Origin of the sequence: Neobacillus sp. FSL H8-0543 (genome assembly GCF_038592905.1) — a bacterium.
In the GTDB taxonomy this organism is placed as follows: Bacteria; Bacillota; Bacilli; order Bacillales; family Cytobacillaceae; genus Neobacillus.
Genome location: NZ_CP151943.1, coordinates 114,533 through 134,362 on the forward strand (window position 1 = coordinate 114,533; position 19,830 = coordinate 134,362).

The following is a 19,830-nucleotide window of genomic DNA, read 5'->3' on the forward strand; positions in this document are numbered from 1 at the left end:
AAAACGATGGGATAATTATTGCGCCTTTACCCCTTTTTCATCAAAGTACTTTTGTGCTCCTGGATGTACTTCAATCCCAACCCCATTAAGAGCATTTTCCACCTTAATTAATTTCCCTTTTGCATGTGTTACCTTATCTAAATTCTCAAAGATTGCCTTTGTAATATCGTAAACTACAGCTTTTGAAAGATCGCTGCTGACAACAAGCATCGCTTGAACAGCTACGGTTGTAATGGCACTCTCTAACCCATAAGTACCAGATGGAACTTCATCTTTTACATAGTATGGATACTTTTGAATTAGCGCATCAATCTTATCCTGTTCTATCGAAATAATCACAACATCCTCTGTAGCCGATAATCCTTCCACTGCACCAGTTGGTGTACCAGCTGTTACAAATGCCGCATCAATGGTTCCATCTTGAATTCCTTGAGTAGACTCATCAAAGGAAAGATCCTGTTTCTTAATATCATCAAAAGTCATTCCGTGAACTTCAAGAATTTGTTCAGCATTTGGAGCTGTTCCGGAACCAGGTGCCCCTACTGAAACCTTTTTGCCCTTTAAATCCTCCACGGATGTAATTCCAGATTTTTTAGTTGTTACAATTTGAATCGTCTCTGGATAAAGGGTAGCAATCGCCATTACATTATCGACAGCTTTACCCTCAAACATTAATTTACCCTCGGTTGCATACGAGGCAATATCTGTTTGGCTAAAAGCTATTTCCGCGTCACCGTTTTTTAGTGTGGTCATGTTTTCTGCCGACGCCCCGCTTGTCTCAGCATTTGTTTCAATCCCTGTTTCATCTCCAATAATTTTTGCAAAAGAACCACCTAGCGGGTAATAGGTTCCACCGGTACCGCCGGTAAGTATACTAATAAATTCGGGCTTTTCCTCTACTTCTGCCCCTTTTTCCGGATCAGCCTTTTCCTCGTCAACTTCCTTACTACCACAGGCTGCAAGAATCATAGAAAGTGTTAATAGAAAAACCAATGATAGGAAAAAACTTTTCTTTTTCATCTGTAATACCCCCTTTATTTATTTGACGACCCCTCCTATCCATTCTTATTAAGGAGAAGTTTGAAACTTGTCAACTATTACAAATTCGGTACTTTAGACCCATGCAATGTTACAAATAAATACCAGGCATCATCCAACTTTCTGGACGATGCCTGGCACGCTTTTTTAAAAACTATTAACTGTTAACTGAATCCTTTGCCTTTGCTTCAAGGCGACGACGGTGCAAAATTGGTTCTGTATAACCGTTAGGTTGCTCATAGCCTTTAAATACCAGGTCACAAGCAGCCTGAAATGCAATCGATTGCTCAAAATCCTCAGCCATTGAATGATAAGCTGTATCTCCAGCATTTTGCTCATCAACCACTTTAGCCATTCTCTTTAACGTTTCAAGAACTTGTTTCTTCGAACATATTCCATGATGTAGCCAATTAGCCATATGTTGACTTGAAATCCGAAGTGTCGCTCGGTCTTCCATAAGTCCGATATTATTAATATCAGGCACTTTTGAACAACCAATTCCTTGGTCCACCCAGCGAACAACATAACCAAGAATCCCTTGAGCATTATTATCAAGCTCTTGTTGAATTTCCTCTATAGACCAATTTATCTCGCTTTCTACTGGTATGTCTAAAATATCATCTTGTAAATTATTTGTTTCCTTTTTTAGTTTTTCTTGGACATCCCTTACATCCAATTGATGATAATGAAGGACGTGCAGAGTTGCGGCCGTTGGAGATGGAACCCAGGCCGTATTTGCTCCGGCTTGAACATGACCAATTTTTTGTTTCAGCATTTCTGACATTAAGTCAGGCATTGCCCACATCCCTTTTCCGATTTGAGCACGCCCCTGTAAACCTGCATCAAGACCAACAATGACATTAGATTTTTCATAACTTTGCAGCCATGTTGCAGATTTCATATTATTTTTTCGAATCATCGGACCAATTTCCATAGAAGTATGGATTTCATCCCCTGTCCGGTCTAAGAATCCAGTATTAATAAAGACAATTCTCTCTTTAACTTCACGAATACATGCTTTCAAGTTCAATGATGTACGGCGTTCCTCATCCATGACACCAATTTTTAGTGTATTCCTTTCAAGTCCAAGCAAATCCTCGACACGGTCAAAAAGCTCGCCTGCAAAGGCCACTTCTTCTGAACCATGCATTTTTGGCTTAACAATATAAATGGAGCCTTTAGAGGAATTTTGATATTTTCCATTTCCTAGCAGTGAATGCATGGCAATCAAACTAGCGAATACAGTATCCATTATTCCTTCAGGAACCTCTTCCCCATCCTTAGTTAAAATGGCATTACTTGTCATTAAATGACCTACGGTTCGAATGAACATAAGCGACCGTGCTTTTAAGGAAATTTCCTCTCCCTTTACGGAAGTATAAAGCCGATCTGGATTGAGTGTTCTAGTTACCGTTTTTCCTCCCTTTGTGAACGAGGCTGTTAAGTCCCCCTTCATCAATCCAAGCCAATTTTGATAAACTAATACTTTATCATCTGCATCAACCGCTGCTACTGAATCCTCACAATCAATAATGGTTGATAACGCTGATTCTATAAAAATATCTTTAATGCCCGCTTGATCTGACTGACCAATCGGATGGCTTCGATCGACCTGAATTTCGAAGTAAAGTCCGTTATTTTGAAGTAAAATACCCAAGGGTTCCTCTGGTTTTCCTTGAAACCCAACAAGTTTCGTATCATCTTGAAGACTGGTTGTATTTCCGTTATTTAGAGAAACTGCCAATCTGCCATCCACAATTGCATAGTTAATTGCTTCCTTATGGGAAGATTGCTTAAGTGAGGCTACTTGATCAAGAAAACTTTTCGCAAATGAAATAACCTTTTCCCCGCGGATCGGATTATAATTCCCTGCTTTATGGGCTCCTCCTTCCTCGCTAATTGCATCAGTGCCATATAACGCATCGTAAAGGCTACCCCAACGAGCATTGGCAGCGTTAAGTGCATAACGGGCATTATCGGAGGGTACAACTAACTGCGGTCCAGCTTTTAGTGCCACTTCTTCATCCACATTCTCTGTTGTAATTTGAAAATCCTCTCCCTCTAGTTCTAAATAGCCTATCTCTTTCAAAAATTGTTTATATTTATCAAATTCAAAGCTCTTATTTTCTTTATGCCATTGATTTATTGCGTCTTGCAATTCACCTCTACGAGTTAACAGCCGCTTGTTTTTTGGTGTTAGACCCTCGAAAATCGTTTCAACACCTAACCAAAATCTGTTAGCTTCTACGCCGGTTCCTGGTAATGCTTTCTGATTAATAAAACTATAGAGTCCAGAAGCTACTTGAAGATTTCCCACCTTGACATAGTTTGTCATATTAAACTTTTCCCCCTTTATGTATCAGTATTTAATTGCCTTTTTATTTAGATAACCTTTTTCTTAACTAATTGTCAATACTATTCAGAAAATTCATTTGATTATAAAGTTTTTTTGATACCCATGAAATCATATATAGATGTTTACACCAAAAAGGCTGCCAGAGTTTCTCGGGCAGCCTGATAGTTGAATGAATGATTATGATCTTTTGTTGCGGTTACGCAAAAAGGTTGGGATATCTAATGAATCTTCCGGATCTTGCCTTTGTTGATTATAGTCCTGACGTACGGGTTCTTCACGCTTTAGCTGTTCACGCCTATTTGACTGGGGTTTTGACATTACACCCTTTGTTGGATCTGAAGTCGCACTTAAGTTCGTCTTTTCTACATCTGAAAAACCAGTCGCAATGACCGTTATCAGAATTTCATCTTTTAAGTTTTCGTTAATAATTGATCCAAAAATCATATTCAATTCCTTATCTGCAGCAGAACCAACTATGTCTGCAGCCTCTTGAACCTCATATAGACTTAAATCAGTTCCCCCAGTGATGTTCATGAGTACACCTTGTGCACCATGGATGGAGGTTTCGAGTAATGGACTGGAAATGGCCTTTTTGGCGGCTTCAACAGCTCGGCCTTCCCCTTTCGCCGATCCTATACCCATTAAGGCTGTACCTTGATTAGACATAATTGTTTTTACGTCAGCGAAATCAAGATTAATTAATCCAGGTACAGCGATTAAATCAGAAATCCCTTGAACACCTTGACGAAGGACATTATCTGCTTCCCTAAAGGCTTGAATCATCGGTGTTTTTTTATCTACTATTTGTAATAACCGATCATTGGGAACAATAATTAACGTGTCTACAGCTGCCCTCAATGCCTCGATTCCAGCTGAGGCGTTAGCAGCACGCTTACGCCCTTCAAACCCAAACGGACGTGTAACTACACCAATCGTTAAAGCGCCAAGTTGGCGAGAGATTTGTGCGATTGCAGGTGCAGCACCCGTTCCTGTTCCTCCGCCCATTCCAGCGGTGACAAAGACCATGTCTGCCCCTTTTAATACATCTTCTATCTGTTTGTAGCTTTCTTCTACTGCTTTTCTACCAACTTCCGGGTTTGCACCTGCTCCTAACCCCCTGGTTAAGGATGCACCAATTTGCATCTTAATTTCTGCTTTTGATAGGTTAAGGGCTTGAGCATCTGTGTTTACAGCAATAAATTCTACCCCTTGTACTCCACCTTCAATCATTCGGTTTACCGCGTTATTTCCGCCTCCGCCGACACCAATTACTTTTATCCTCGCAACCTGATCTATATCCATGTCAAATTCCCACATAATCTTTCCTCCTACGAATTAACTAACATTAATCTACTATTCTAACAAATTACAATATAATGCCTTTGAAATGTAGTTTTCACTTTACTTGAACGATAATTATGAACCACTCATCCAATTAGAAACTTCCTTCAGAACTAGTTTTATGTATTTAGATAAAACTTTTTCCTGTTAGTTAACATTTTATCAGTAAAATGTGATTTTTAATATAGTAAATATGATACCAATCGGCATTAGAATGGCAAATTTTCTCCTGAAGCTGTTAATATCTGCCATACTAAAAACACCTGTTCGGTATTAGCTGAACAGGTGTTTTTAAAGGCTATCTTTTTTAAGAAAAAAGACTTTTAATACTTTCAATTAAATTTTTGAAGAAGTCGGCTATTGTTTGCAAAAATCCTTTTTCTCCCACTGCTTCATCAATTCGCTGCTGTATGTCCTTTGAAAGATTTTCAAGCTGCGATTTCACACTATCAAAATTGATATTAAGGTCGCGCATTTTTTCAAACAAATCTATTAACAGCTGACGGTCTTTTTCACTTAAGTTGATTTCCAGAGTCTTTAGCTTTTCATCTATGATTTTTATCAAATCTTCCTTCGTTGCTGGATTTTGCTCAGCAATTTCCTTTTTAATCTCCGTTAGTAACTCACTTACCTTTTCCTTATCCATACCTTCTTTTTTTGCTAAATCTGTTGCAAGATTCAACTCTTCATTGGCCACTTCTGTTCGTTCCTTATCTAGTCCGGTGCCTTTTCCTTCGTCGTATGCCTTGTAGATTCCAACAAGTGCGGAATGTCCGCTTACTTTAACAGGTGAGGCCACATAGACAATCGCATCCTGTACCCCTGCAGTCAACAGTGCATTCGCATACATTTCATCGGTAACTTCAGTAATATTTTCAGGTGTTACCTGCTTAATTACCAGCCCTTCACCTGTGTCTTTTCGAACGATTTTTGCCGAGGAGTACATATTGGAGTGTCGCTGCCCATTAATGTAAGTAACGAGATCTTCTCCCGTTACAGTAATCTCTTTTACCTTACTGCTGTCATCCACATCAAAAAGCTTTCTAACTTCTTCTTTTTGTGACTCAGATAATGCTTCCCCCAAAACAACTACGGGCAATCCGTACTTTTCATTGATGCCTTCTTCCCCTGTTGAGGCTAAGGCAATGCCTGTACTGCTAATAAATAAAACCAATATAAGTAATACAGTAATTGCAGCATTCTTAAAATAATTTCCTAATCTCATAGAAGCTCTCCTTATTAAAAAATATTATATCTTATTCTACTATAGACGATTAACCAATCAAAATAGTTTCAAAAACTAATGAATCCCATAAATGGTTTGGATACTTATATATCAATTTGTTGTAATATAAAGTATATATTGGTATTTCATTTAATATTTATTTTATATTATGTGTTTGAAAGGAGCAATTTACATGAGTGAACGATTTAAAGCTATCTTAATTGATAAAACGGAGGATCATTTTTCCGTCGATGTTAAAAATATTTCTTTTAATGAGTTGCCTAGTGCCGATGTATTGATTAAAGTGGCTTATTCGAGCGTCAACTATAAGGATGGACTTGCCAGTATTCCAGAGGGTAAAATCATCCGCTCCTACCCTTTTATTCCTGGAATTGATTTATCTGGAATAGTTGTATCGTCCGAAGACCCTCGTTTTCGTGAAGGTGATAAAGTGATTGCCACGAGCTATGAGATTGGAGTATCTCATTATGGAGGATTTAGCGAATATGCCCGCATTCCTGGTGATTGGATTGTACCTTTACCAGAGAACCTATCCTTGGAAGAGGCAATGATTTATGGAACAGCCGGGTTTACTGCAGCTCTTTCTGTCCAAAGGTTAGAGGATAATGGGCTATCACCAGAAAAAGGTAGAGTCCTTGTAACCGGTGCGACTGGTGGCGTAGGGAGTATCGCGGTTTCCATCCTCGCAAAACGCGGCTACGAGGTTGTTGCCAGCACTGGAAAAGCTACGGAACACAACTTTCTGCATACGCTCGGTGCAATGGAAGTAATCTCTCGGGAACAAGTTTTTAACGGCAACGTAAAAGCTTTAGATAAACAGCTCTGGGCAGGTGCTGTTGACCCTGTAGGTGGAGAATCACTTGCATCTGTAATAAGTAAAATGCATTACAGCGGTTCAGTGGCAGTAAGCGGACTAACCGGTGGTGGAGGCGTGCCCACATCTGTATTCCCATTTATTTTGCGAGGCATTAACCTACTCGGCATCGACTCTGTCAATTGCCCCATGGATGTCCGGACAAAGCTATGGAACCGAATGGCAACCGATTTTAAGCCAACTGTTTTACATTCAATTTCTAAGGAAGTTACTCTAGAAGACCTTCCAGAAACTCTCGCTATTATTTTGAAAGGACAAGCTAGAGGAAGATATATTGTAAAACTGTAACTAAAGAGAGACCGCTAATATTCTCCGAGAATATTAGCGGTCTTGTTAAAATCTAATATTCCTCTACCGTTGCGATGTATGGCAAATTTCTATATTTTTGCGCGTAGTCAATCCCATATCCGACAATAAATTCATCTGGAATGACAAAGCCAACATAATCAACAGGCAGTTCTACTTTCCGTCGCTCAGGCTTATCTAAAAGCGTACAAATTTTTATTTGTTTTGGCTTATGCATCTTTAAATGATCCCGAAGGAAATGCAGTGTAAGTCCACTATCAATAATATCTTCGACCACGACTACATTCCTGTTCGTAATATTCGCATCAAGGTCCTTAATTAACTTAACTTTTCCTGTTGTTTCTGTTTGGTCGCTATAGCTTGAAACTGATATAAAATCGACTTTAACATCACCCTTGAGCTCACGAATCAGATCAGCTGCAAATACAAACGATCCTTTAAGGACAACAATGAGGACTATTTCCTCATTGACCAAATCGTTTTCAATTTCCTTTGCCATTTCCTTTACTCTCTGTTTAATATCTGCCTCTGAAATCATCGTTTCTTTTATTCTATATGCCACAAATCAAACCTTCTTCCTTTATGTAATCCTTCTTAGGATGGCCCTAATCTATACGGTTTAGCAACTCCCGCACCCCATAATATATTAACACAATAATATTCAATAAATAGTTACACAACTAATGGTAACAATAAAGACGTTGAAATTGAAAAGAATATTTTTAGTGGTAGTATATATCTTAGGTTCAAATGTCACTAAATTAAAGGTGTGTAGAAAATGACAATAGGTATTGGCAGTTCAGCATTAAAATGGTTTAAAGAGGAAGTTGGCATGAAAACAGGGGATAAAGTGAAATTTTATCCACAGATATATGGAAGCAGTCCGGTGCAAGGAAGTTTTGCGATTGGTTTTTCAGTGGACAATACCCCTATCGATATGGTAGTACATACAGAAATCGAAGGATTAACATTTTATATAGAGTCAACAGATTTGTGGTTTTTTGATGAGCATGACCTACAAGTGGATTATAATGAAGAAAAAGATGAATTAGAATTCAGTTATACAAAATCTTAATTGACTTACAAAGTGCCCGATTGCTTGGTGAAAACAGGCAATCAGGCACTTTGTGGTAAAGCGGTGAACATAAAAACTTATAGTTACCTTAATGACATACCGCCATCAATATGAATAATCTCCCCCTGGATCATTTGAGCTTCTGGTCTTGCTAAAAAGGCAATCGTTTCGGTAACATCCTCGAATCGTAGATTTCTTCCGCTCGGATTGTTGCGTTTAGTCGCTTCTAGGCGAGGACCAGCATTCTCACCAAACATGGTTCGGTAAGCCTCTGTATCCAAAGCTCCAGCGGAAACAACATTTGCTCTAATTCCTTGTGGTGCTAATTCTACAGCCATATACCGGATAATCGCTTCTGTAAACGCTTTTGTCGTACCCAAGGCTGCATACTTAGGAGTGGCTTTACTCGCTCCTTTACTTGACAATGCAATGATGGTAGAACCATATTTTAAAAGCGGCCGAAGTTCCCGCGTAATGTCTATTAGTGAAAGACTGCTAACCTCGACAGTTTTTCTCCAATCCTCTGGATCAATCTCTAACGAATCTCCTCTAATGATCCCTGTCGCACAATGGACAATCAGGTCAATCGTATCGACCTCTTGTTTTATGATGTCCGTCATTTCTTTCACTTCCATATAGTTTCCAACATTGCACTTTAATAGGTAGGGTGTCCCACCTTTTGCAGTTACTTCCATAAAAGCTGTATTCGCCGCTTCATCATCATGAAAGTAATTTAGAAACAATTTGTTCCCTGGCTCAGAAAATCTTAAGGCTGTTGCTTTTCCAATCCCTTTTGTTCCACCAGTAATTAATATATTCATACATCCTACCCCCGAAATAATATTTTTATTATTCTAATAATACTACCATACTAAACATATGAAAAAGAATCCCTAATAGACAGTTTTTTAAACATATATTCAAAAAATGCCTTAATATTTTATAGAATCTTATTTTCATTTTAAAGCTATTTATTTTTTATCTTTAAAGTTATCGATATAATAGGAATATAAGTGCTGATATAAGGGGGAAACCGTGGATAAAGAAAAGAAAGATATTAATCAAGATTCCGAAGAAGAAATGGATTGGGAAGCCTTTTTTGCTGGGGAAAATGCAGAAGAATGGGAAAAAGAAAAAGAGAAGAAAAGAAAGCGAAAAAAGTTTATCGTAAGAATCATAAGTCCATTGCTTGTGCTAGCCTTACTAGTAAGCACATTAGAGATATGGTTTAATCTATTCAATCTCCCTGCAATCCGCTTTGTAGAGGTATCGAATCGACTTTCAAAGCAATCAGAAGTGAAGGAATTTAAGAAGTCCGTTGTAACGATTGAATGGGATGGAGTAAAAGGTACAGGCTTTAATATCGATGCTGATGGATTAATAGTCACCAATGAGCATGTGGTTGAACATTCAAATAGAGTAAATGTCCATTTTAAAACAGGAGAATCCTTTGTTGGGACAGTTATCTCAAAACACCCAGAATTAGACCTGGCAATTGTTGATATTGAGGCAAAGAACCTGCCAATTCTGACACTTTCCGATGAAGAAGAGTGGGAAAAATGGAAGAATGAGAAAATTATTTTCATTGGTAACCCGTTAGCTTTCACACAAATCGCCAATGAAGGTACCATCATTGGTAAGGCTCTGCTTAAGGACTGGAATGTGCCCGTTATGATGATTGAAGCTCCCATTTATAAAGGGAATAGTGGCAGTCCGGTATTAAATAAATCGGGTGAAGTAATTGGTATAGTCTTTGCCACATTGCAAAACCCGACAATTGATACCAAAGAAATTGTTGGGGTTGCCATACCTTCTTATTATCTTAAGACAGTACTAGATACTATTCCATAGCCAAGGAATAGTAGGTTTTATAAGTGCATTATTTTCCCCCACGCTGCTTCTTAAGGGAGACTGGGCATCAACAAATAGGAATGCAGTGTTGTTTTATGAAAAAACAACACTAGCATTCTAAATTTTTCTCTAAAACCTAAGTTCTCGTATATCCTGTAAATTCATGCCAGCCAAATCAGGCATTAGTAAAGGATTTCCATTTTGATGATCCAAGATTGTTTTAAGTGCCAAAATTGTAGGCGGGGCAATAGAAATCTCTCGACTTTTATAAGCTAACAGTGCTTCTTCAGGAGTGTACCAGACAGCATGATCAATTTCATTTAAATCAGGTTTCGGGGATTGCCCTTTTGGTAGTTGCGCAATAAAAAACCGTGTATCAAAACGAATGGGACTTTCCTCTGGAGTGGTTAGGTTTCCAATGTATGTTAAGCTTTCAAGATGAAAAATAATTCCCTCATTTTTCAGCAGTTCTAAAAAGGAAATTTCCCCATTTAAGAGCTGTCGCCGGTATTTCTGTTCTGTTTCTTTATCAAAATGAACCCCGGTACCATCAAACGAACTGCAGAGTAAAACACCCACCTCTTCAAATAACTCCCGAGCTGCCGCCACATAGTAGCCCTGATTAACTAATTCATTTGAGTTATCCTTATTTATAAACTGGCTATCCGCTTTATGGTCACCCTTTTCAACAGCTCCACCAGGGAATACATATTGTCCACCCATAAATTTCATCGTTTTTGGTCTTTGTGTTAAATAAATTCTAGACATTTGATCCATTAACACTACCGTTGATGCAGGTCTCGGAGTAACCGCCACAACTATTCCCCTCCTTAAAGTCTTTTATCAGTTATTCGCTTGGTTATCTTTTATTCCCTGCATAAATATAAATTTACAAGGAAAAACTCCCTTCCAGAAGATAGAAAGGAGTATGAAATAGACTATTTTGATGTGGTTTAACCAGTAGGCAGCTTCATTTTATCAATGATGGTTGATAAATAATTTCTTACCGTTCCGCCTGAAGCAGATTGGTGTTTTGTGTATTCAACTTCTTTTATTCCCTTTAACTCACATATTTCTGATTCATTATAAGAATATTCGTCCATTAATTCAGGTGAGTAAATCCGCTCTCCGTCTAAAATTTTCCTGACTGAGCTGACTAATTCCTCGCTCGGGCTATCCTTCAATAAATAACCTCTTACATCCGCTTTTACTGCATCATGAAAGTAACCAGCCCTAGCAAACGTAGTTAAGATAATGACTTTGCATCCAAAGGTCTTTAATGCCCGGGCTGCCTCTAGTCCGCTCATTTCAGGCATCTCAATATCCATGATACATACATCAGGCTGTAACTCGTATATCAACGTTAGAGCCTCCGCCCCATTGCACGCCTGCCCAACTACTTCCATATCCTCTTCTAAATCGAGTAAGGAGCCAATGGTTCCTAACAGCATTTCCTGATCCTCAGCAATGACAATTCGAATCATTTACTTTCTCTCCTTATCGGGCAGCAACTATATAAGAGTAAGACCCCCCTCGAATAAAGGAGAGTCTGCCATTACATAATTTAATGCTCTGGTTTTGCTTGAACGGAAATACTATTCTTTTTAGCTAAAGCCTTTACCGCTTTAAAGGTTACAAAATCCTGCTTTTTCTCATCATATAAACGGAAACGCAGGGATTTTAAGCTAGTTGCAAGTGTAATTGTTGGTACGTTTTGTAATGGAGGTGTATTTTTATGTGCTTCTTCGAGTTTATAGTTAGGTACCCTTGGACTTAAATGATGCACATGGTGAAAGCCAATATTTCCAGTCAGAAATTGCATGACTTTTGGAAGCTTATAAAATGAACTTCCTTCCACTGCCGCTTTTACATATTCCCACTCTTTATCCTCTACAAAATAAGAATCTTCAAAGGTATGCTGGACATAAAACAGCCAAATACCTATTGAACCTGACAACATGAAGATTGATCCTTGTACCATAAGAAACGACTGCCAGCCAATTGCCCAACAAAGCAATGCAATCGCGGCTACAATAAGAACATTTGTCAAATACGTGTTCATACGTTCTTTCTTTTTGGCACCTTTACGATTAAAACGATTTTTAATCATGAAAACCCAAATTGGTCCTATTCCAAACATCACTAATGGATTGCGATAAAAACGATAGGCAAACCGTAATTTAAGCGGTGCGGCTAAATATTCTTCTACCGTCAATGTCCAAATATCCCCTGTTCCGCGCTTATCCAAGTTCCCACTCGTCGCATGGTGAACAGAATGCTCATGACCCCATTGATCAAACGGGAATATTGTTAAGACTCCCATCGCTGTTCCAACTATTCTATTTGCTTTACGGCTTTTAAAGAATGAATGATGGGTACAATCATGAAAAATAATGAAGATCCGTGTTAAAAATCCAGCTGCAATTACTATTGGTACTAACGCTAACCAATAAGAAACAGATAAGCTGATATATGCCATGTACCATAAGATTACAAAAGGTCCCACCGTGTTAATGATCTGCCAAATACTTTCCTTTGTCGTTGATTTTTCATATGGAGCAACTTGTTTTTTTAAAGTTTTCGTATTTTGTAAGGTCATTTTCTCATTTTCCCTTCCTTTAACTTGTTAACCATAGTATAGGGGAAGGATAATAATCTTATAAGTACCAGGTGTCATATGCTGGGCATGACAAATGTCATATATAAGTTGTCCGCTTAGCAAAAAAGTCCTAATAAATCCTTACGTATCAATACTTCATGGATAATCTAATTTTTTTAAAAAATTTTTAGAAATATAAAAATCCTTCTTCCTTACCTGGGAATATTACATTTATTATTGAAAAAAGAAGCCCAATTGCCTTGATTTCAAGTATAATGAACCATGTTCAGATGATGCATATGATATTTCTTTATGAGAAATCCTATATATATGTCGGATAATCCAAAAAAACGAGGTTAGTACATGAGTGAAAAAAGTTTTGACGAGTATAAGTTAAGTGAAGAAATAAAACGAGCATTATCCGTATTAAAATACGATGCCCCCACAGAGGTTCAGAGTGAAGTCATCCCTCAAGCATTAAAAAATCAGGATCTTGTTGTAAAATCACAAACTGGGAGCGGCAAGACGGCATCCTTCGGTATTCCTATATGTGAATTGATTGAATGGGAAGAGAGGAAACCACAGGTATTAATTCTGACACCAACACGGGAGCTTGCGGTTCAGGTTCGTGAGGATATTACAAATATTGGCCGATTCAAACGAATTAAAGCGTTAGCTGTTTATGGAAAGGAACCGTTTACCAAGCAAAAAGAAGAATTGAAGCAAAAAACACATGTGGTTGTCGGTACACCAGGTCGTGTCATGGATCATATTGACAGAGAGACCCTAGTTTTAGACGAAATAAAATATTTAATCATCGATGAAGCAGATGAAATGCTGAATATGGGCTTTATCAATGATGTTGAAAGGATTATTAGCGAACTGCCTTCAAACAGAGTAACGATGGTATTTTCAGCAACACTTCCTAAAGATGTTGAAAATCTCTGTCATAAGTATATGAAGGATCCAATTAATATCGAGATTGCCTCAACGGGAATCACCACTAATACAACGGAACACTTTTTAATTGAAGTGAAGGAAGAGGAAAAGATTCAACTTTTGAAAAATGTGACTGTAGTGGAAAACCCAGACAGCTGTATTATTTTTTGCCGAACGAAAGAACATGTAGATACAGTCTATAGCGAATTGGAAGCAGCCAATTATTCCTGTGAACGACTTCACGGAGGTTTGGAACAAGAAGACCGATTTGCTGTTATGGATGGTTTTAAAACAGGGAACTTTCGCTATCTCGTCGCTACAGATGTTGCAGCACGCGGAATTGACATCGATAATGTCACTCTGGTTATCAACTATGACGTACCAATGGAAAAAGAAAGCTATGTTCACCGTACAGGCAGAACAGGCCGGGCTGGTAATAAAGGAAAAGCGTTAACATTCGCCACACCTTATGAAGGAAAATTCCTAAAAGCGATTGAAAGATACATCGGCTTTGAACTAACGAAAATTGATGGACCTACTCCCCAAGAAGTGACAGCTGGGAAAGAAGCTTTTGCCGAAAAAAGCAGTGGTCGCCGCGTGGTAAGAAATAATAAAACTGCACGAATTAACCAGGACATCACGAAGCTTCATTTCAATGGCGGGAAAAAGAAAAAAATCCGTGCCGTCGATTTCGTTGGAACGATATCAAACATTCCCGGGGTCTCTGCTGAAGACATTGGAATTATCACTATTCAGGATAATCTCTCCTATGTTGATATTTTAAATGGCAAAGGTTCCCTTGTGATACAAGCGATGGAGAATACAACGGTTAAAGGGAAGAAGTTAAGGGTTAGTATAGCAGTAAAATAATTAACAAGGACGATTACTTTGAGTAATCGTCCTTTGCCTATTGTGGAAAATCTTCTTCCATTTTAATTCATAGGAAATTTTATTATGAAACGATGGCGACAGTTTTTTTAAAGCAATCTACCGCCTTAGTTGGATCAACAGAATAACCAAGTTCATTTAATGTCTCTCCAATTAATTCAATTGCTTTTTCTAACATTTTTTCGGTCGTATTTCCCATATGACCGATTCGGAACGCTTTTCCTGCCAAATGAGCAAGCGCACCAGCTAGGATAAGACCTTTTTTAGCGAGGGCGGCACGGAATGCAGCATCGTCCATTCCTTCTGGGTAAAGTATACAACTAAGTGTAGCAGCTGCAACCTCTTCTTCTGCTAATGCCTTCATTCCATAGACTTCAAGGCCGGCTCTGACCGCTTTACCAAATGCACTGTGGCGCTTATATCTTCTTTCCATTCCCTCTTCCAACACCAATTTCATCCCTTCTTCATAGGCATAAATTAGGTTGACAGGAGGCGTAGCAAAGTACTTGCCGGGATCATTCATAATTGGAATCCAATTATAAATATCACAATAATATGCAGGAACTTGTTTGATTTTTGCACGAGCGTCTAACGCTGTTAGATTAAATGCAACAATCGCCAAACCTGGAGGCACTCCGATTGCTTTTTGCGAACCTGTTAAAATGACATCGATTTTTCCATCCGCCTCACCATAGGTTTTACTCATATCTTCTTCCATTGCTGCAGTCGCACAAACTCCATCAAGAATGACAAGTGCGCCATGCTTTTTAATGATTGGCACAAGTGCATCTAAATCGGCTGCAACTCCCGTGGAAGTGTCCGCATGGGTAATTGTAACAGCCTTAAACTTTCCGTTAACCAGTTTCTCTTCGACCTCACTCGGAGAAACCTGCTTGCCCCATTCAGCTTGGAGCACGTCTACTTCAATACCAAAAGCTTCACCTAATTTAATGAAACGATCACCAAAATAACCATGACTAATGACTAAAAGCTTTTCCCCGGCTGCTACTGTATTAACAAGCGCCATTTCCATTGCAACCGTACCAGACCCGGAAATGACAAATACTTCACCGTCTGTCTTCAGCATATTCCTTGTCATTTCAATTGCATTCCGATAAATGGCGACAAACCTTGAGTCAGTGTGACTCCGTGTTTCTTGAGCAAGAGCATCATAGATAGAATCAACAACTGGTGTTGGACCTGGTATGAGAAGCATTTCTTTATTACGCATATTATTTCCTCCTAAAATACAATTCTTCATTATTCTTCTAATTTTTACTAGTAAGTCCTTCTTTTCTCTCTAAATTTACTTTCCCCAAACACTTCGATCTGGAATTCATTATGTACATATCGTAAAAGATACACATCAGGGTTGCTTAACTTTTGCCATTGTTCAAAACCAAAGATCATATTATAATATTTTAACAGTAAACTCATAATATTTCCATGAGTAACAATAGTTAATATGTTTAAATCTACTTTGAAGGATAATTTCCAGTAGCACTTTTTCTCTCGAAATTTGGCTTTTTATACATAAAAAAACACATTCCTAATGATGAAATGTGCTTTGAATGTATTAATCCTGTATATTCTTTACTCTTCCCGTAAGACTGGAAGTGTGCAGCAGCGGAAGGATCCTCCTGATTTAATAATTTCAGTAATATCGACTTCAATGACCTCAAATCCTCTGTTGCGAAGCTGTTTATTTACTTGTTTATTAACAGGAAGGCTAAGAACCTTTTTGTTGCCGATCCCTAACACATTGGTTCCCAAGGTAAATTGTTCTTCTTCTGATACTTAAATTAACTCATATCGAGAAGAAAATAGTTCAATGTTTTCCTTTGTTAATGCAGGTGGATAAATGAGGGCAACTTCTGGTGATACAACATTAAATACGCAATCTAAATGAAGATATTTTTCTATAAAGTGTATCGCTTTTACTTCAAATTGGTTTAATAGACTTTGCAAATGGTCGATGGCCTGTTGATGGGTCCTGTTGCTTAATCCCACGTAGATGGTATCTCGATCAATGATGACATCTCCACCTTCAATATGGTCCTCAGCTAAATTGTAATAGGAGAGTTCTTCATCATCGAGCCATTGGATCAGTACATTCTCTTCACCAATTCTTACATCATGTGCCATCTTAGCAACAAAAATTGTTTGTCCAAGAGTAAAGCCTATATCACGCGTAAACACCTGCTCAGGATACTTTTTGTGATAAGGCAATAAAATGACCTCAACATCATTTTCCTGTAATGTTTTAACGAAATTTGCATGTTGTTCGAGTGCTAGCTCAATATGTATTCCTACATCCTTAAATTCTTTTTGAGTTTCATTGATGACTTCCCGAATCGACATATATTGCGGCTGACAAAGAATCACACGTTTTAACGTATCATATTCACTCATACAAAATGTCTTTTTACTTGACTCTGATGTTCCAGTCATTGAGGGACCTCCTATTTAATCAATCCTTTTTAAAAATAGGATATCCCGAATGAATGAAAATATTTGTGCCATTATGGAAACAAATGGATCGATTTGTGTTCCTACTAAGTCCGACTGCCAGTATTTCTCATCAGCAACAATTTAAGCCGTCCTCGTAAAAATGGAACGGCTGCTAAACACTTCACTTATTCAGTGTCCTCTAACAATGGTATCCTTACTGTAACACCTAAAAGTGTAAGTAATTTTGCCAGTGTTTCCAGACCTGATTTCGGGTTGATTTTTGTTTCTAGATAATAGGTTTCATCTGTTAATAGAGACTCATAGGTATGTTTTTGCGTAAATTTCCGATTATCCTTATGAATGGGTTTAAGTGCAATCGCATATCGTTTTCCAGAGTCCGTAGAACCTAGAACTACCCCTGCTTTCACAAGTGGATAAAGTGGCAGATTATGTTCTTCTATCCATCTTAATCCCTCTTTCCAAAGTGAAGGAACACTATCTCCGCGTATAACTGTTTTACTCTCACCAAGCTGTACATTAACAAATAATGAATCCCATTTTTTAAAAATGCTTCTGCTTTCTTGTGATAAATCAACATCTTCAACCTTATTATCGTTTACTTTCTTTTTCAATTGCTCAAATAATTTCTCCACCGTGCCGATCCCGACATTTTCATATTTTGCTAAAATCACTAGTTCTTTCGGTAGCTGACCCACTGTTTCCATTTCATCTTCATTAAGCTGTCTTAAAAGACTTGGAATACCAGTGAACTCATCAGCGGTCAGACATACCTTTGACAATTTTTCCGTTACAACAATATAGTCAGCTTTATAAAAGAAGAACAGTTCACCGGTACGCTCAAGTGTAAGTTTTCTCCTAACCTTTTCCTCTTCAATAAATACAGATAATTCTTCAAAGAAGAGTTCATCATTCTTATCACTATAGCGTTTGACATGCTTGTAAAGTCCTTCTAGGTTATTCGGTAATTCACTCATGATCCGCGCCTGCTGCTCTGCACCTAATCGAATAAGATAGGTTTCTGATTTACTGAATCGCTGTGGTAAAAGGAAAGCATCACGAAGAAAATATGGTACCTCTAGCTTTCTGCCTTTATATGATAGTGTCCGAATAGACGTAAAACCTGGCAGTTCCTCCTGAACTTCTGTTGGATATTCAGCAGTAATCGCAACCTCCTGGAAAGCAGTATCCTCTATTGGTTTTGGGAAGGGATTCCTTAATAGCTCCTCCAAAGACTTTAACCGCACCTCAAGCTCGGTCATATCATAGGTTTGCTCAACTTGATGGGATGGATCCTGATAATCGGGAACGGTTATATCAATTGGACCGTATACCTCTACATACCAGCGAACAATTTTATACAATGCCTCCCAGGACAATAATGCTTCGGAATAACGGAACATGCGGGCATCATGTGCCGCTTGGTTCCCCACCTGTCGAACAAAATGTAGTGCATCACGGATTTCAGGGAGTAAATAGCCTTTTTCATTAAGCATATCCAAACGTTCTTTTAAATTTGACCGTGGTTCATCCTGCAACTTTTCCGCCAAGGTAACCTGCTGCAGAATATTTTCAACAAAAACTCTGGCATGCGTCAGCATTGTGCGCGGACTTGTAAAAATACTATTTTCCAGTTCCTTAGCCACCAATGCCAATTCCTTTGATAGCGGTTCAAGAAATTGATAGAAATATGAATGCTTGTCCATATCGTAATCCCTCCGAGCTATTTATAATCTTATAGTACCATAAAAGGAAAAGAGTCAGAATTGGTGAAAATCTATCAATCACTAATAGCTGAAAATTATAATAAAAAAATGTCGACCATTGGCCGACACTTTTCTTATTTTTTAAAAATAATTGAGATTACTTGGTCTAAAGACATTTCACTATCTACGGTAAATACCCCAGGTCGCAAGCTGTTTTGGAGGCCTCTTTTCTCAATATCAGCTGAGAATGCATAAGCATCTTCAATCATCCCCGCACTTTTCAGCATGGAGCCGACATCTCCACTGGTCATCCCATTGGCAACATTCAATACGACTTGTGTTTTGGTTGTTCCAGACTTATTGTCTTCTGATGAATTTCCTTTTGTACCAGACGCCTTTGCCTCAGCCAAATTCTTATCATACTCTGCTTGTGGTAAAACGACATATCCTTTTGCTACAAGCTGATCAACCATTTCCTTTTCAGAAGGTTGAACCTCTATGGTTGTAGTTTTTTCAGAGGTTTTAGCAGATACTTTTGGGACATCACCATTATCTGCGAAGTAAACAGCGCCGCAAATAGTTGTCGCAATGAGGATCCCAGCGCTGAAACTGCTTAATAAGTTAATTCGCATGGGCAGCATTTCCCCCCTCAACCGCTACATTCTGGTAAGGAGCAAGCATCTGTTCAATTTGACTTTCAGGTACTTGTTTCATTCCTGCAATACTTTCAATCGAATAATTGCGTTTATATAAATCTAGTACTTCACGCATGAAAACCTGTTCCTCTGAAGAAAGCTGAATTCCTGTTTCCTTTATTACTACTTCTATATCAAGTCCGATATTACGTATAGAATCTTGTATGGCGTTGATTTCTTTCATAGTAGAAATATGAATTTGATTCACTTCATTATGTTCTACTTTTGCCGCATGAGACGTTTTAATAATAGAGATGAATAGTAATACAGCGGATAGTACAAACAAACCGGCTAAAGTCCATTCCATCAAAATGGTTCCCTCCTTTTTTGTAATGCAAGTTTATATTATACAACCAAACTCGACATTTTTCGATTTGATTCTAAAAAACACGTAGAAAGTCGGATGGAATTGGCAAATTGAGGTGAAATTGGAATTCCTGTTCTCCC

At 38.3% G+C, this 19,830-nt stretch carries 17 protein-coding genes and 1 pseudogene; 4 read left to right on the forward strand and 14 right to left on the reverse strand.

Annotation, left to right across the window (positions count from 1 at the left end; genetic code table 11):
- Positions 1-15: 15 nt before the first annotated feature.
- The 4 genes from NSS81_RS00620 to NSS81_RS00635 all read right to left on the reverse strand — a co-directional run bounded on the left by NSS81_RS00620 (position 16) and on the right by NSS81_RS00635 (position 5,960).
- Positions 16-1,020 carry a TAXI family TRAP transporter solute-binding subunit gene (locus tag NSS81_RS00620; protein WP_342431650.1) on the reverse strand — a complete coding sequence of 335 codons (1,005 nt, stop codon included), beginning with the start codon at positions 1,018-1,020 and terminating at the stop codon, positions 16-18.
- A 175-nt stretch (positions 1,021-1,195) separates the two neighbouring features.
- Positions 1,196-3,373 carry a malate synthase G gene (locus tag NSS81_RS00625; protein WP_342431651.1) on the reverse strand — a complete coding sequence of 726 codons (2,178 nt, stop codon included), beginning with the start codon at positions 3,371-3,373 and terminating at the stop codon, positions 1,196-1,198.
- A gap of 198 nt (positions 3,374-3,571) precedes the next feature.
- Positions 3,572-4,711: a cell division protein FtsZ gene (gene ftsZ / locus NSS81_RS00630; RefSeq protein WP_342431652.1), complete on the reverse strand. Its 1,140-nt coding sequence runs from the start codon at positions 4,709-4,711 to the stop codon at positions 3,572-3,574.
- A gap of 331 nt (positions 4,712-5,042) precedes the next feature.
- Positions 5,043-5,960: a DUF1002 domain-containing protein gene (locus tag NSS81_RS00635; protein ID WP_342431653.1), complete on the reverse strand. Its 918-nt coding sequence runs from the start codon at positions 5,958-5,960 to the stop codon at positions 5,043-5,045.
- Positions 5,961-6,153: 193 nt separating this feature from the next.
- On the opposite strand from NSS81_RS00635, the gene NSS81_RS00640 reads away from it, so the two are divergent.
- Positions 6,154-7,143: an acryloyl-CoA reductase gene (locus NSS81_RS00640; RefSeq protein ID WP_342431654.1), complete on the forward strand. Its 990-nt coding sequence runs from the start codon at positions 6,154-6,156 to the stop codon at positions 7,141-7,143.
- A 52-nt stretch (positions 7,144-7,195) separates the two neighbouring features.
- On the opposite strand, the gene hpt is transcribed toward NSS81_RS00640, so the two are convergent.
- Positions 7,196-7,723, reverse strand: coding sequence for a hypoxanthine phosphoribosyltransferase (gene hpt / locus NSS81_RS00645; protein ID WP_342431655.1), 528 nt, complete (start codon positions 7,721-7,723; stop codon positions 7,196-7,198).
- Between the two features lie 216 nt (positions 7,724-7,939).
- On the opposite strand from hpt, the gene NSS81_RS00650 reads away from it, so the two are divergent.
- Complete coding sequence (locus NSS81_RS00650; RefSeq protein ID WP_342431656.1) at positions 7,940-8,236, forward strand: HesB/YadR/YfhF family protein; 297 nt, start codon at positions 7,940-7,942, stop codon at positions 8,234-8,236.
- Between the two features lie 83 nt (positions 8,237-8,319).
- Here NSS81_RS00650 and NSS81_RS00655 read toward each other — a convergent pair whose 3' ends face one another.
- Entirely contained in the window at positions 8,320-9,057 is a 738-nt protein-coding gene (locus NSS81_RS00655) for an SDR family oxidoreductase (RefSeq protein WP_342431657.1), read from the reverse strand.
- Between the two features lie 214 nt (positions 9,058-9,271).
- Between NSS81_RS00655 and NSS81_RS00660 the strand changes: the two genes are divergently transcribed.
- Positions 9,272-10,087 (forward strand): serine protease, encoded by an 816-nt coding sequence (locus NSS81_RS00660; RefSeq protein WP_342431658.1) that lies wholly within the window; start codon positions 9,272-9,274, stop codon positions 10,085-10,087.
- Between the two features lie 129 nt (positions 10,088-10,216).
- Here the strand turns inward: NSS81_RS00660 and NSS81_RS00665 are convergent, their stop codons facing one another.
- The 3 genes from NSS81_RS00665 to NSS81_RS00675 all read right to left on the reverse strand — a co-directional run bounded on the left by NSS81_RS00665 (position 10,217) and on the right by NSS81_RS00675 (position 12,686).
- Positions 10,217-10,903, reverse strand: a complete 687-nt coding sequence (locus NSS81_RS00665) for an NUDIX domain-containing protein (RefSeq protein WP_342431659.1) — start codon at positions 10,901-10,903, stop codon at positions 10,217-10,219.
- Between the two features lie 137 nt (positions 10,904-11,040).
- Positions 11,041-11,571: a response regulator transcription factor gene (locus NSS81_RS00670; RefSeq protein WP_342431660.1), complete on the reverse strand. Its 531-nt coding sequence runs from the start codon at positions 11,569-11,571 to the stop codon at positions 11,041-11,043.
- Between the two features lie 80 nt (positions 11,572-11,651).
- Positions 11,652-12,686 (reverse strand): fatty acid desaturase, encoded by a 1,035-nt coding sequence (locus tag NSS81_RS00675; protein ID WP_342431661.1) that lies wholly within the window; start codon positions 12,684-12,686, stop codon positions 11,652-11,654.
- A 363-nt stretch (positions 12,687-13,049) separates the two neighbouring features.
- Between NSS81_RS00675 and NSS81_RS00680 the strand changes: the two genes are divergently transcribed.
- Entirely contained in the window at positions 13,050-14,495 is a 1,446-nt protein-coding gene (locus tag NSS81_RS00680) for a DEAD/DEAH box helicase (RefSeq protein ID WP_342431662.1), read from the forward strand.
- 82 nt (positions 14,496-14,577) lie between these two features.
- On the opposite strand, the gene NSS81_RS00685 is transcribed toward NSS81_RS00680, so the two are convergent.
- From NSS81_RS00685 to NSS81_RS00705, 5 genes and pseudogenes are all read right to left on the reverse strand, one after another.
- Entirely contained in the window at positions 14,578-15,744 is a 1,167-nt protein-coding gene (locus tag NSS81_RS00685) for an alanine--glyoxylate aminotransferase family protein (RefSeq protein WP_342431663.1), read from the reverse strand.
- A gap of 362 nt (positions 15,745-16,106) precedes the next feature.
- A pseudogene (locus NSS81_RS00690) lies at positions 16,107-16,964 on the reverse strand (dimethylarginine dimethylaminohydrolase family protein).
- 185 nt (positions 16,965-17,149) lie between these two features.
- Positions 17,150-18,688: a DUF4145 domain-containing protein gene (locus NSS81_RS00695; protein ID WP_342431664.1), complete on the reverse strand. Its 1,539-nt coding sequence runs from the start codon at positions 18,686-18,688 to the stop codon at positions 17,150-17,152.
- 134 nt (positions 18,689-18,822) lie between these two features.
- A complete protein-coding gene (locus NSS81_RS00700) occupies positions 18,823-19,320 on the reverse strand; it encodes an aminodeoxychorismate lyase (RefSeq protein WP_342431665.1) in 498 nt (165 codons plus the stop codon).
- Entirely contained in the window at positions 19,310-19,690 is a 381-nt protein-coding gene (locus NSS81_RS00705; RefSeq protein ID WP_342434153.1) for a hypothetical protein, read from the reverse strand. Before NSS81_RS00705 ends, NSS81_RS00700 begins: the two co-directional genes overlap by 11 nt.
- Between the last annotated feature and the right edge of the window lie 140 nt (positions 19,691-19,830).